The sequence below is a fragment of the Serratia sp. NPDC087055 genome (genome assembly GCF_044900985.1).
GTDB lineage: Bacteria > Pseudomonadota > Gammaproteobacteria > Enterobacterales > Enterobacteriaceae > Serratia.
Genome location: NZ_JBJDOG010000004.1, coordinates 193,933 through 207,440 on the forward strand (window position 1 = coordinate 193,933; position 13,508 = coordinate 207,440).

A 13,508-nucleotide genomic window follows, 5' to 3' on the forward strand; every position below is an offset into this window, starting at 1 on the left:
TTATTTATTATTCGGCAATTACTGATTTTTACCGGCCAATTATGATTTTTGGTTTAATGTTGTTTTTATGATGGCGGTCATGCTTTCACGCTGAAAAGCAGCAGGTCGACAAATAAAAATGAATTAAGCCTTAAATAGACTGAGGTTATATTCAATTATGAGATCTGCCGCACATTTAATAATTCTGTGAATTTAACTGTGAAATAACGTAATTGAGCCGCCTGTCGCAAACTCCGAAGATAAAGCCATCCCGTAAACCGGGCATTGCTACCCAGGAGTCGATAATGCAATCTTATTTTGATCAGCTTGAGCAAGTGCGCTACGAAGGCCCCACCAGTCATAATCCGCTGGCCTTTCATCATTACAACCCGGATGAACTGGTGCTCGGCAAGCGCATGGCGGAGCACCTGCGCTTTGCCGCCTGCTACTGGCACACCTTCTGCTGGAACGGTGCGGACATGTTCGGCGTCGGCGCGTTCGATCGCCCCTGGCAGCAACCCGGCGACGCACTGGCACTGGCCAAGCGCAAAGCCGACGTGGCGTTCGAGTTTTTCCACAAGCTGAATGTGCCCTACTACTGCTTCCATGACGTCGACGTCTCGCCGGAAGGCGCCTCGCTGAAAGAGTATCTGCACAACTTTGCGGTCATGACCGACGTGCTGGAAGAAAAGCAGCACAGCAGCGGCGTGAAACTGCTGTGGGGCACCGCCAACTGCTTTACCCATCCGCGTTACGGTGCCGGTGCCGCCACCAACCCGGATCCGGAGGTCTTCAGTTGGGCAGCCACTCAAGTGTTCACCGCCATGAACGCCACCCAGCGGCTGGGCGGTGAAAACTACGTGTTGTGGGGCGGTCGTGAAGGCTATGAAACCCTGCTCAATACCGATCTGCGGCAGGAGCGCGAACAAATTGGTCGCTTTATGCAAATGGTGGTGGAGCACAAGCATAAAACCGGCTTCCAGGGCACCCTGCTGATTGAACCCAAGCCGCAGGAGCCGACCAAACACCAATACGACTACGATGTCGCCACCGTCTACGGCTTCCTCAAGCAGTTCGGCCTGGAAAAAGAGATTAAGGTGAATATCGAAGCCAACCACGCCACGCTGGCGGGTCACTCATTCCACCATGAGATCGCCACCGCCATCGCGCTGGGTATCTTCGGTTCTGTCGATGCCAATCGGGGTGACCCGCAACTGGGCTGGGATACCGATCAGTTCCCGATCAGCGTAGAAGAGAACGCGCTGGTCATGTTCGAGATCCTCAAGGCCGGGGGCTTTACCACCGGCGGGTTGAACTTCGATGCCAAGGTCCGTCGCCAAAGCACCGACAAGTACGATCTGTTCTATGGCCATATCGGCGCCATGGATACGATGGCTCTGGCACTGAAGGTTGCGGCAAAAATGGTGGCTGACGGTCAGCTACATCAGCAGGTATCGAAACGCTATGCCGGCTGGAATGGTGAATTGGGCCAGCAAATTTTGCAGGGCAAACTGTCGCTCGAAGCGCTGGCACAGTACGCTGAAGGACATGCACTGGCGCCACAGCACGTCAGCGGCCGCCAGGAACAGCTCGAAAACCTGATGAACCGCTATTTGTTCGGCTAATTGACCCCGCGCGGCACTCGCCGCGCCTTTAAGGATCTTTTCAATGTATATCGGCATCGATCTCGGCACGTCCGGCGTAAAAGTCATTTTGCTCAGTGAGCAGGGCCAACTGCTTGCCAGCCATGGTGAGTCGTTGCCTATATCCCGCCCCCATCCCCTGTGGTCAGAACAAGCGCCGCAGGACTGGTGGCTCGCCACCGATCGCGCCATGCTGGCGCTGGGTAAGCAACACAGCCTGCAACAGGTGAAAGCCATTGGCCTCAGCGGGCAGATGCACGGCGCCACGCTGTTAGATGCGCGGCAACAGGTATTACGCCCGGCAATCTTGTGGAATGACGGCAGAAGTGGTGCGCAATGCCAGGCGCTGGAACAGGCGGTGCCGCAATCACGGCAAATCACCGGTAACCTGATGATGCCGGGTTTCACCGCCCCTAAACTGCTGTGGGTACAACAACATGAACCCCAGCTATTTGAACAGATCGATAAAGTACTGTTGCCGAAAGATTATTTACGCTGGTGTATCACCGGTGAATTCGCCAGCGACATGTCGGACGCCGCTGGCACCGGCTGGCTGAACGTGGCGCAGCGTGACTGGAGTGACGAGATGCTGGCCGCCTGCGGCCTGAACCGCCGCCAAATGCCACACCTCTTCGAGGGCAATCAGATTACTGGGCAAACGCATACCGACCTGGCCCGGCGCTGGGGTATGCCGCCAGTACCCGTCGTGGCAGGCGGTGGGGATAATGCCGCCGGGGCTATCGGTGTCGGGTTGTATCGGGCCGGACAGGCAATGCTGTCGCTTGGCACTTCCGGCGTCTACTTTGCGGTCAGCGACGGCTTTCTCAGCAACCCGGCCAGCGCGGTGCACAGCTTTTGCCATGCGCTGCCTGACACCTGGCACCTGATGTCAGTTACCCTCAGTGCAGCATCCTGTCTGGACTGGGTGTGCAAACTGACCAACGTCGATGACGTCGCCACTTTGCTGCGCAATGTCGAACAGGCCCCCCCGGCGGCGGCCCCGCTGTGGTTTTTGCCCTATCTGTCCGGCGAACGCACGCCGCACAACAACCCCAATGCCAAAGGCGCCTTCTGGGGCCTGACCCATCAACATGGGCCGAACGATCTGGCGCGAGCCGTGCTGGAGGGCGTCGGCTTCGCCCTGGCGGACGGTATGGATGTCTTGCATGCCAGCGGCTTGCAACCCTCTGGCATCACCCTGATTGGCGGCGGCGCACGCAGCCCATTCTGGCGGCAGATGCTGGCAGATATCAGTGGTCAACGGCTGGAGTATCGCACCGGCGGCGACGTTGGCCCGGCGCTGGGTGCCGCCCGACTGGCCCAAATTGCCCTGAACCCGCAGCGCCCACTCAGCGCGCTGCTGCCTGAGTTGCCGCTGGAGCAGGTGCATATCCCCGATGCCGAGCGCCACTCGCATTACACCGCGCTGCGCAGCACCTTCCGCGAGCTCTATTCCCGCCTGTTACCCTTGATGTAAAACCGGGAGGGGGCAAAGCGCCCCCAGATTGATGACAAACACCCGAAAAACGTGGTTTTCGGGTGTTTGGGGTAAATCAGAAGATATAATCCTTTGTTCTTATTAGCCCTCAGATCAGAGCTTTTAACCGCAATGGACTTTGTCAGCAGTCTCAGGGGGCAAACAGCGCCCCCTATTATTGCCAAATCGAATAGTCGCCAGTGGCAAATGTCACTGCCACCCCATCGGTTCCTCTCCTAAATTGGTGGCTGTCTTTTGACGCACCTCACCTCTGGATTAAGGAACTGAACGTGGAAAAAAACCAACAACAAAGCCGCAGAGCTTTCCTCAGCCAAACCGGTAAAATCACCACCGCCTGTGCAGTAATCGGCCTGACGGGGGGCGTGGCGCAGGCCGCCACACCAACGGGCAGCACATGCGTCCCGGAGACCACACCTATGACCCTGACCGACAGCCACTACTGGCTGAGCGACGTTCGGCTGGAAGAGGGTTTTGAGTATGACGGCGACACCGTCATCGGCACCCGCACTGCGCTCTATCAGCTTGAAATCAAAGACGGCAACATTGCCGCTATCCACGCCAAGGATGCGCCGGCACCTGCCGGTGTACCGCGCTATCAGGCGCAGGGTCAGTTGCTGCTTCCGGCATTTCGCGACATGCATATCCATCTGGATAAAACTTTTTACAGCGGCCCATGGCAGGCACCGCGCCCGCGTCAGGGCAAAACCATCATGGACATGATCGCGCTGGAACAGACGCTGATCCCCAAACTCTTGCCCACCTCGCAACAGCGCGCAGAAAACCTGATCGCCCTGCTGCAATCCAAAGGCAGCACCGTGGCGCGCAGCCACTGCAATATCGATCCGGTCAGCGGGCTGAAAAGCCTGGAACACCTGCAACTGGCACTGGAAAAACATCAGGCAGACTTCAGCTGCGAAATCGTTGCCTTCCCGCAGCACGGCCTGCTGCATTCGAAAGTCGACGGTTTGATGCGTGAAGCTATGCAGATGGGGGTGCAATACGTTGGCGGGCTGGATCCGACCAACGTCGACGGCGCCATGGAGAAGTCGCTGGACGCGATGTTCCAGATTGCGCTCGACACCGGTAAAGGCGTCGATATTCACCTGCATGAAACCAGCCCGGCCGGCGTGGCGGCAATCAATTACATGATCGCCACCGTAGAAAAGACCCCCTCTTTGCGCGGAAAAGTCACCATCAGCCACGCCTTTGCCCTGACCGTGCTAAACCCGAAAGAACTGGAGGAAACCGCCACCCGACTGGCAGCGCAGCAAATCACCATTGCCTCTACGGTGCCGATTGGCGGGCTGATGATGCCGCTACCGCAGCTCAGTGAAAAAGGGGTATTTGTGATGACCGGAACCGACAGTGTGATCGACCACTGGTCGCCGTTCGGCACCGGTGACATCCTGGAAAAGGCCAACCTTTACGCCCAACTCTATCGGAGTTCCGACGAGTTCCACCTGTCACGCGCCATGGCGATTTCCACCGGCGGTGTGCTGCCGTTGAACGATAAAGGCCAACGGGTCTGGCCCAAAGCCGGTGATAGCGCGGAGTTCGTGCTGGTCAATGCCAGTTGTTCCGCCGAGGCCGTCGCTCGCCTGCCGGCGCGCAGTGCGACCTTCCATCGGGGACGCCTGGTGGCAGGTCAGGTTGGCAAAGCCTGATGCTGGTCCGCTGATGTCACTATGATGGCCGTTTTTGGCCTTCTGTCATGAAAGGTAACGGCGCAGTATGGCGTTATACCTAATTGGCGGAGGGCCGAAAATGTCACGTAGCGCGTTATTGATCATCGATGTTCAGCAATCATTCCAGCACCGTCCATTCTGGCAAGAGGAGGATGTTCCCGCTTTCCAACAGGCGTTGACGCGGCTGATCGCGGGGTGTCACCAGCAAGGTGTCGCGCTGGTTGATGTATTCCACGTGTCCCCACAGGGGCCTTTTTCATTGGCCTCAGGTTGGGTGAAACGCCTGCCGTTCCTCGATCATCAGGCCGATATCACAGTACACAAACACGTGCACAACGCGCTGACCGAATCCGGCCTGGACGCCTGGTTGCGCGAACGGAATATTGATCATCTCATTATCTCCGGTATCCGCACTGAACAGTGCTGCGAAACCACCACTCGGGTAGCGTCCGATCTGGGTTATCGGGTGACTTTCGTCACCGAAGCCACGATGACGTTTCCAATGCAGCACCCCAACGGGGAAGTCTTTACCACTGAACAGCTCAAACGGCATACTGAGACCGTGCTGGTCGACCGCTTCGCCCAGCTCGCCAGTGTGGATGAGGTGCTGGCGCAACTCTCATAGGAGTCATCATGCTGCAGGCCGTCTACTTTCTGATGCTGCCCAACGTGCTGTCACTGGACGTCAGCGGCCCGGCAGAAACCTTGCGTCTGGCCGGGCAGTTCAGTCTGCACTACATAAGCCCGCTACCGCAGATAACCTGTTCTATAGGCATGACGCTGAGTCAGCTGCTGCCCTTGCCCGAACGGCTGGAAGACGGCGCTATTTTGGTGGTCCCTGGCGTGGGTGATTCGCAGCGTTTCTTCGCCAATGAACCGGCGGAGCAGGCCCGCCACTGGCTGGCGACACTGCAACCCGATTTGCAACGGCAGCGTATCACGCTGGTCTGCGTCTGTTCCGGTGCGCTGCTGGCAGCACAGGCGGGTTTACTCGACAACCATCAATGCACGACGCATCACGACGTGATCGAACGCCTGCGCCAGCAGGCACCCAGCGCATTAGTAAAAGAAAACCGTATCTTTGTTGAAGATCGCAGCCTATACACCAGCGCAGGCATTACCGCGGGGATCGATCTGGCGCTGCACCTGATTAGCCGCCAGTGCGGTGCCACACGGGCGATGGAAATCGCTCGCGAGATGGTGGTCTATTTTCGCCGCTCCGGCGACGACCCACAGCTTTCGCCCTGGCTGCGCTACCGCAACCATTTGCACCCGGCGGTGCATCGCGCACAGGATGTCATGGCCGCCGAACCGGAAGCCGAATGGTCAGTGCCACAGGTGGCGGAAAAAGCCCACGTTAGCAGCCGCCATCTGGCGCGCTTGTTCCGCAGCCATATCGGCATCAGCGTGCGAGAATATCATGAGCAGCTGCGGCTGGCGGTGGCGCAACAGCGCTTGCAGCAAGGGTACGGGCTGGAGAAAGCGGCGTTGGCCGCCGGGTTTTCCTCTGGCCGCCAACTGCGCCGCGCCCAGCAGCGCGGTGCGACGCTGTTATGATACCAGCCGTCGGCCGTCTATTTTCTGTAACCCCATCGACAGCAGTAGACTGAGCGCCAGTGCCACACCGAATACCCAGAAAATATCCAATAACGGGTGGGGCGTCAGCTCCAGGTGTCGGCTACGCATAAAATTGACGATAATGGCGTGAAAACCGTATATCGCCAGCGAATGTCGGGAAAAAACGCTCAACCAGCCAATCGGCTCCGGCAAACAGTTCTTAAACCAGATCATCAGTGATACCGCCGCGATAAACACCAGTGGGCCGCAGTAGATGTAGTAGGTATCGGCGAAGTTGCCGTTGATAAACATCTGGCTTTTAGTGCCATGGATGATCAACACCACGCTCACCACAAAGCCCAATGCCGCCAACCCGCTGACACCGCGCCCTTGTGTGTTCATCATGCCAATGGCTCGGCCAGCCAACGCATACAGCAAGTAGTAAAAAGTATCGCCGTAGATGTACAAATTGACCGGCAGTAAGTGAGTATTCCCCAGCGTCATGGAATGGGTATTGGGGTTGGCGATGACCGCCAGGATCACCAGTACGCCGGCCAGATAGCGACGTGATACCGGTTTGACGTTGATCAGCGGCGACAGCAGATAAATCACTGCGATCGCATAGAAGAACCACAGGTGGTAAAACACCGGCTTCAACAGGATGCCGCGCAGCGACGGCCAAAAACCGATTTTAGTGAACGCAGCAATATAGATTAGCGCGATGGCGCTGTAGAACAGGATGCAACAACCAATGCGAATGAAATGCTTTTTGCCGGCACTTTTTTCACCGAAAAACAGATAGCCGGAAATCATGAAAAATAACGGCACCGAGACGCGCGACATAGAATTGAGCACGTTGGCAATGTCCCAGTTATGCTCACCCACAGTCACCCCGCTGGTGACGTAATAGGTGGTCGCGTGGATCATCACCACCATCATGCACGCCACCGCACGCAAGTTATCTATCCAGCCAATTTTATTACTCAAAAGGTCGTCCGCAGTGTTGTCATCTTTGTCTGTTAAAAAGAGGTTAACGAGCGAAAGTGTGGGTGGCAACCCTGGCGGGTAATATCAGAATGTGCTGAAACAACACCTTATTATTGCTAAGGTGAACAATTGGCGGCAAAATAGCCGCCACAACTCGCTCAGATTGCGCTTCCCGCCCTGACAGTTCCTTATTTTCTCTTTACTTTCAGTACAATAAATATGAAAACAACATTACCACCTGCGGCTCGCTTGGGTCGACAGGCGCTTTTATTCCCTCTTTGTCTGGTGCTGTTTGAATTTGCCACCTATATCGCTAACGATATGATCCAGCCGGGCATGCTGGCCGTGGTGGCAGATTTCAACGCCGGTGAAGAGTGGGTGCCAACCTCAATGACCGCCTATCTGGCTGGCGGTATTTTCCTGCAATGGCTACTGGGGCCGTTGTCGGATCGCCGTGGTCGTCGTCCGGTGATGCTGGCTGGCGTGGCGTTCTTTATCGTCGCCTGTCTCGCCATTTTGCTGGTGACTAACATCGAGCAGTTTATCTTTATGCGTTTCTTGCAGGGGATTGGCTTGTGCTTTATCGGTGCGGTGGGGTACGCCACGATACAGGAATCCTTTGAAGAGTCGGTGTGCATAAAAATCACCGCGCTGATGGCCAACGTGGCGCTGATTGCCCCGCTGCTCGGGCCGCTGGCCGGTGCCGCGCTGATCCACGTCGCGCCGTGGCAGAGCATGTTCGTGCTGTTTGCGGCATTGGCGGCTTTTGCGTTTTACGGCCTGTGGAAAGCCATGCCGGAAACCGCTTCGCTACAGGGTGAAAAACTCTCGGCAGCCAATCTGTGGCGCGACTATCGCCAGGTTCTGGCCAACCGCCGCTTTATCTGTGGAGCGCTGGCTATCGGCTTCGCCAGCCTGCCGCTGCTGGCCTGGATCGCCCAATCACCGGTGATCCTGATCAGCGGCGAGTCACTGTCGACGCTGGACTACGGTCTGCTGCAAATCCCGGTATTTGGCGCGCTGATCCTCGGTAACCTAACGCTGGCACGCATGACCGGTAAGAACAGCGTACAACGCCTGATCAAACTGGGTGCGGTACCCATGATGCTGGGGCTGCTGATTGCGGCACTGGCTACGCTATTCTCTAGCCACGCTTACCTGTGGATGACCGCGGGCCTGAGCCTGTACGCTTACGGTATTGGGCTGGCTAACGCCGGGTTGTACCGCCTGACGCTGTTCTCCAGTAACGTCAGTAAGGGTACCGTCTCCGCCACCATGGGCATGCTGAGCATGATGGTATTTACCGTCGGCATCGAACTGGCAAAAGTGGCTTACGTGTGGGGCGGCAGTGGGGTGTTCAATCTGTTCAACCTGATAAGCGGCCTGTGTTGGCTGGCACTGGTGGCGCTGTTCCTCAGCAAACGCCGCAATGGCGACGCAACCTCGACGCCGACCGAAGCGCTTTAAACCAAGCGGGGCCTTCGCCCCGCTTACCCGCCAAAAAGACCAGCATCTCGCAGCAGATGCTGGTTACCCTTGCGGCGGGTAAAACCGCTGCGATCGAAGAATTCCAATACCTGAATGGCCAGCTTGCGGCCGACGCCGAGCCGATCGCGGAAGTCCGCCGCGTTCGCACTGCCCTGCGCCGCATCCAGCTCACGAATCAACGCGGCAAACTGTTCAATACGCCGACTTGAATAGTACCGATCCACCACCACCGCCGTAACCTGGCCTAACTGTGCGGCTTTACGCAATGTCGCCCGCACGCGCGCCTCGTCCTCGCCCAACTCAGCAGCCAGATCGCGCACCCACCAGGCCTCGTCGCCGAACAGGGGGTCGATACGTGCCCACAGTGTCTGTTCTTCTGCACTGAACGCCAGGCCATGCTCCGGCAAGTGCAACCAGCCTCGCGTATTAATGATCAACCCGGCTGACAACAGCCGATCGATCATCATAAATACCAGTGGTTCAGAGAGCTGTGGCAGAGCCATACGCCGCAGCCGGGCACGCCCGAGGCCGAGTTGATCGGCATGCTGTTGGTGATACTCAGCCAATACCTGCAACAACCTCTGTTGGCTCTGCAGCGCATTCTCCTGCGCTAGCGCCATATCGCCGGCAATCAGCAGCTCGTGGCCCGCCAACATCGCTGCCAGCTCGCTGTCGGTGAGCTGCCGTGCCCAGGCAAACGCCGCCAGATCCAGCGCCCCATTGGGCAGATGCAGTGCCAAGGCTTGCCGGTCGTTGTCAGCCTGCGCCAGTGATGCCAGCCAGGCCAGATATTCCGGTTGGCGCTTGCCACGCTTCGGCGTCGTCAAACTCAACACCCTTGCGCCGCCCAGTGTCTGGCGTGCGCCAATATCCCGCAGCACCAGCCGGTCGTTTTCCGCCAACCACAGCGGGCGATCGAGGATAAGCTCCGCCAACGTCTCATTCAGCAGAGAAATCCGCCCGGTGATATGGCTGGCAGCATGATGCAAATGCAAAGGCTGCCAGTGCCGTATCGGCTGGTCGGCATCCAACGCGACAAGAATACGCTCGGTGGCCACCCGCGGTTTCTTGGCCAGCAGCCAGTCACCGCGCGCCACCTGTTCTTTACTGATATCACCGCTGATGTTTAATGCGATACGCTGCCCGGCCTGCGCCTGCTCAACCGATTGGTTTTGGGCGTGCAAGCCGCGTACCCGCACGGGGGCATCTGCGCCCGTCAGCCACAAGGTATCGCCCACCGCGACCTGCCCCCCCAACGCGGTGCCTGTCACCACCAAACCTGCGCCTTTCACGCTGAACGCGCGATCCACCGCCAGGCGGAAGCGGCGCGTTAACGCGTGTTCATCAGGTTGCAACGCCAGCAGGTGCGTACGTAATGCGTCGATACCCCGAGCCTGTTGTGCAGCCGTCACGAACAGGGGTGTTTGAGGCCAGCCCTGCCGCGTCAGCTCGTCGTCAATCTGCCGCCGCACGTCATCAACACGCGCGTCATCTACTCGATCGGCCTTGGTGAGTACCACCGTCAATGCCGGGCGCCCGCTCAAACGCAGGATAGCCAAATGTTCTCGGGTTTGTGCCATCACGCCATCGTCGCAGGCCACCACCAATAAGGCATGATCGATGCCGCCAACGCCCGCCAGCATATTGGCGAGGAATTTTTCATGGCCAGGCACGTCGATAAAACCCAACACTCGGCCATCAGGCTGTGGCCAGTAGGCATAGCCCAGATCTATGGTCATGCCACGGCGTTTTTCTTCCGGCAGGCGATCTGCGTTGATCCCGGAGATCGCCTGTAACAGGGTGGTTTTGCCATGATCGACATGGCCGGCGGTGGCAATAATCATGCGCTCAGCGCCTCAATCAATGCGTCTTCCTGCTCCAGACAGCGTAGATCCAGCCAGAGCCTGCCGTCGTTAATCCGGCCAATCACCGGCTGCGGCAGACGGCGCCAACGCTCAGCCAATGCCTCCAGGGTTGCCCCACGGCCATCAAGCGGCTCAAAGGTCAATGCATAGCTCGGTAGCCGATCCACCGGCAACGAGCCACTGCCAATCTGCGACCAACAGGGTTCGGCTCGCAGGCGGAATTGCGCACTGAACTGCGGTGTGAGCGCCTGTAACAGACGCTGTGCGGCGTCTTCCATTGCCTGCTGTGGGCGCGTCAATAAACGCAGCGTCGGCAGATGTTGCGCCAGCAGTTCGGGTTGCTGATAGAGGCGCAAGGTGGCCTCCAGCGCAGCCAGCGTCAGTTTGCCAACGCGCAGTGCGCGCTTCAGTGGGTGCTGCTGCAACCGGGCAATCAGCGCCTTTTTGCCTAAGATAATGCCCGCCTGCGGGCCACCCAGCAGTTTGTCGCCGGAAAATGTCACCAGATCCACCCCGGCCGCCAGCAGCCGTTGTGGCATAGGTTCGGCCGGCAGGCCGTACTGCGCCATATCAATCAGCGAGCCACTGCCCAGATCGGTAGCCGTTGGCAGGCCATATTCTGCGCCAAGCTGCGCCAGTTCAGCTTCGTCTACCGCAGCGGTAAATCCTTGAATACTGTAATTACTGGTATGTACTTTCATCAGCAGGCCAGTCTGATCGTTAATCGCATTGCGGTAGTCTTTCAGATGAGTGCGGTTGGTAGTGCCCACTTCGACCAACTGGCAGCCTGCCTGACGCATCACGTCGGGGATACGGAAAGCCCCGCCAATTTCTACCAGCTCACCGCGTGACACGACCACCTGCTTACCCGGCGCGATCGCCGCCAACATCAGCAATACTGCCGCCGCATTGTTATTGACGATGCAGGCATCCTCCGCCCCCGTCAGCTGACACAGCACATCTGCAATAGCACGGTCGCGATGCCCACGCCCGGCACCATCCAGATCATATTCCAGCGTCACCGCCGAGCCCATCGAGCGCGTTACCGCCTCGATAGCCGGTTGCGCCAGTAAGGCGCGGCCAAGGTTAGTGTGCAGCACGGTACCGCTCAGGTTAAACACGGGCGCCAATGCTGAACGCTGCCGTTGCATCAACGCGGCGCCAAGCGCCTGCGGCCAGTCACCGCACCAGTCGGGTAACTGTTGCTGTTGTTTTATCGTCTCACGCGCCTGCAATTGCAGTTGGCGCAACAGTTCGCTTATCAACGTTTGGCCATGCTGCGCCACTAAGGGCTCGATCGCGGGGTCACGCAGCAGACGATCAATGGCGGGTAACTGGCTGTAAAGGTGCTGGGATTCAGTGCTCATGGTCGCTCGGTTTAAGTGTTGTGGTCTCGGCATAAAGCAGAACCCCGCCGCAGCGGGGTGAGAGAAAATCAGGGGGGCATCGTGCGGGCAAAGCTTTCGCGGGCAAACAAGCGTTCGGCCAGTTTGATCAACGCAGGGCGCTCAACGCACCAGTTAGGCATGATACGGCGAAAATTGAGATAACCCAGCGCGCAGCCGGTCGCTATATCCGCCAGCGTCAGCACCTCGGCATTCAGGCGTTTTTTTTCCTGCGCCAGTTTTTCCAGCGCATCCAGCCCGTGTGTCAGCTTGTCACGGTGCCGTAGGATCCAGTTTTCGTCCTGTTTCTCCGATGCCCGTTTGCTCTCGCGAAACAGCGTGGCGGCGGCCTCAGTCACGCCATCGGCTAACGCTTCTACCTGGCGGATATGCAGTGCTGCCATGCGGTCGGCAGGTAAAAACGCCGGCGCCAGGGGCAAGGTTTCCAGGTATTCGGCGATCACGCGCGAATCGTAAAATACCGCGCCGTCATCGGCCACCAGCACCGGTACCTTGGCAAGCGGATTTAGCTCCACTACCCGGCTGCCGGGCTCATAGGGCGGATCGTTAACAAATTCGAACGCGATCTCCTTTTCCAGCAGCATCACGGAAATCTTGCGGACAAAAGGGCTGGTGTAACTGCCTATAAGCTTCATCAGTCTTCCCCTCGGCTTGCAAACCACAGCGTTGTTATTTCACCGCCAGCGAGTCGATAATCCGCTGAACCAGCGCCTGATGCGCCTCCGGCGTTTTGGCCGGCGACAACATTTGCAATGTCACCACCCGCTTATTGAACACCGTTAACACGATGGTAGACACCACCTTCTGCCCGTTGACGCTCTGCTCAGTATCCACCCGGTGGAATTTCTGTTTACCCACGGTAAACGTCTCTTCTTTGGTGGTCTGGATATTTTGATAGCGATCCCCCAGCTCGGTGATAATGCTCTGGGTGAGCTCTTTGAGCATTTTATCGCTGGTATTGAGCTTCATATCGTCAGGCGGGATCACCTCAGAAGATACCGTACTTTGGCGCGATTTTCCGTCGAGGAAGCGTTGAATCGTCGACTTGTTGTCGTTAATGATGCCGCTGTTCTTGGTCTGATCGCTAAAGCCCGGCGGCAGTTCAAAGCTAATACTGCCTTTTTGCAGCAAGACTTTCAGCCCGGGAGCCGGGGCCGGTTGGGTCTCCACTACCGCTGGGGGCGGCGCGGGTTGCGTGACGGTCGGTTTGGTATCCGGTTTTGGTACTGCCGGTTTGGTATCGTCCTTGTTGTCACAGGCCGCCAGCCCGATAGCGACAACAGCAACCGCAGTGAATTTCGCAATGGTCTTCAACATCGTCCGTCCCTTTCCTTTCGCTTTGCACGTCATTGCGTATACCTTAAATAATTGGAGCTGCATCGAGGCGGCAAGTCTGCAAA

The 13,508-nt window shown here is 57.8% G+C and carries 11 protein-coding genes; 6 read left to right on the forward strand and 5 right to left on the reverse strand.

The features are described 5' to 3' along the window. The first annotated feature begins 284 nt into the window (after positions 1 to 284). The 5 genes from xylA (at position 285) to ACI2J2_RS19090 (ending at position 6,362) form a co-directional block, all read left to right on the forward strand. Positions 285 to 1,604 carry a xylose isomerase gene (gene xylA, locus ACI2J2_RS19070; protein ID WP_209637974.1) on the forward strand — a complete coding sequence of 440 codons (1,320 nt, stop codon included), beginning with the start codon at positions 285 to 287 and terminating at the stop codon, positions 1,602 to 1,604. A gap of 43 nt (positions 1,605 to 1,647) precedes the next feature. Then, positions 1,648 to 3,099, forward strand: a complete 1,452-nt coding sequence (gene xylB / locus ACI2J2_RS19075) for a xylulokinase (protein ID WP_404760631.1) — start codon at positions 1,648 to 1,650, stop codon at positions 3,097 to 3,099. 290 nt (positions 3,100 to 3,389) lie between these two features. Beyond that, positions 3,390 to 4,784, forward strand: a complete 1,395-nt coding sequence (locus ACI2J2_RS19080) for an amidohydrolase family protein (RefSeq protein ID WP_404760632.1) — start codon at positions 3,390 to 3,392, stop codon at positions 4,782 to 4,784. A gap of 100 nt (positions 4,785 to 4,884) precedes the next feature. Then, entirely contained in the window at positions 4,885 to 5,430 is a 546-nt protein-coding gene (locus tag ACI2J2_RS19085) for a cysteine hydrolase family protein (RefSeq protein WP_265556666.1), read from the forward strand. Between the two features lie 8 nt (positions 5,431 to 5,438). Beyond that, positions 5,439 to 6,362 carry a GlxA family transcriptional regulator gene (locus ACI2J2_RS19090; RefSeq protein ID WP_404760633.1) on the forward strand — a complete coding sequence of 308 codons (924 nt, stop codon included), beginning with the start codon at positions 5,439 to 5,441 and terminating at the stop codon, positions 6,360 to 6,362. Here the strand turns inward: ACI2J2_RS19090 and ACI2J2_RS19095 are convergent. After that, the gene (locus tag ACI2J2_RS19095; RefSeq protein ID WP_209637984.1) at positions 6,357 to 7,349 is read right to left on the reverse strand and encodes an acyltransferase; all 993 of its coding nucleotides are present in this window, start codon (positions 7,347 to 7,349) and stop codon (positions 6,357 to 6,359) included. The two genes, ACI2J2_RS19090 and ACI2J2_RS19095, sit on opposite strands and share 6 nt — an antisense overlap. Positions 7,350 to 7,568: 219 nt before the next feature. Here ACI2J2_RS19095 and ACI2J2_RS19100 point away from each other — a divergent pair, with 219 nt between their 5' ends. Next, entirely contained in the window at positions 7,569 to 8,816 is a 1,248-nt protein-coding gene (locus ACI2J2_RS19100) for an MFS transporter (protein ID WP_404760634.1), read from the forward strand. Positions 8,817 to 8,839: 23 nt separating this feature from the next. Here the strand turns inward: ACI2J2_RS19100 and selB are convergent, their stop codons facing one another. The 4 genes from selB to ACI2J2_RS19120 form a co-directional block, all read right to left on the reverse strand. Then, a complete protein-coding gene (selB, locus tag ACI2J2_RS19105; protein ID WP_404760635.1) occupies positions 8,840 to 10,681 on the reverse strand; it encodes a selenocysteine-specific translation elongation factor in 1,842 nt (613 codons plus the stop codon). Next, positions 10,678 to 12,069, reverse strand: a complete 1,392-nt coding sequence (gene selA, locus ACI2J2_RS19110; RefSeq protein WP_404760636.1) for an L-seryl-tRNA(Sec) selenium transferase — start codon at positions 12,067 to 12,069, stop codon at positions 10,678 to 10,680. Before selA ends, selB begins: the two co-directional genes overlap by 4 nt. 68 nt (positions 12,070 to 12,137) lie before the next feature. Further along, positions 12,138 to 12,743 carry a glutathione S-transferase gene (locus tag ACI2J2_RS19115; RefSeq protein ID WP_209637991.1) on the reverse strand — a complete coding sequence of 202 codons (606 nt, stop codon included), beginning with the start codon at positions 12,741 to 12,743 and terminating at the stop codon, positions 12,138 to 12,140. 34 nt (positions 12,744 to 12,777) lie between these two features. Next, positions 12,778 to 13,425 (reverse strand): DcrB-related protein, encoded by a 648-nt coding sequence (locus ACI2J2_RS19120; RefSeq protein WP_209637993.1) that lies wholly within the window; start codon positions 13,423 to 13,425, stop codon positions 12,778 to 12,780. Positions 13,426 to 13,508 lie beyond the last annotated feature (83 nt).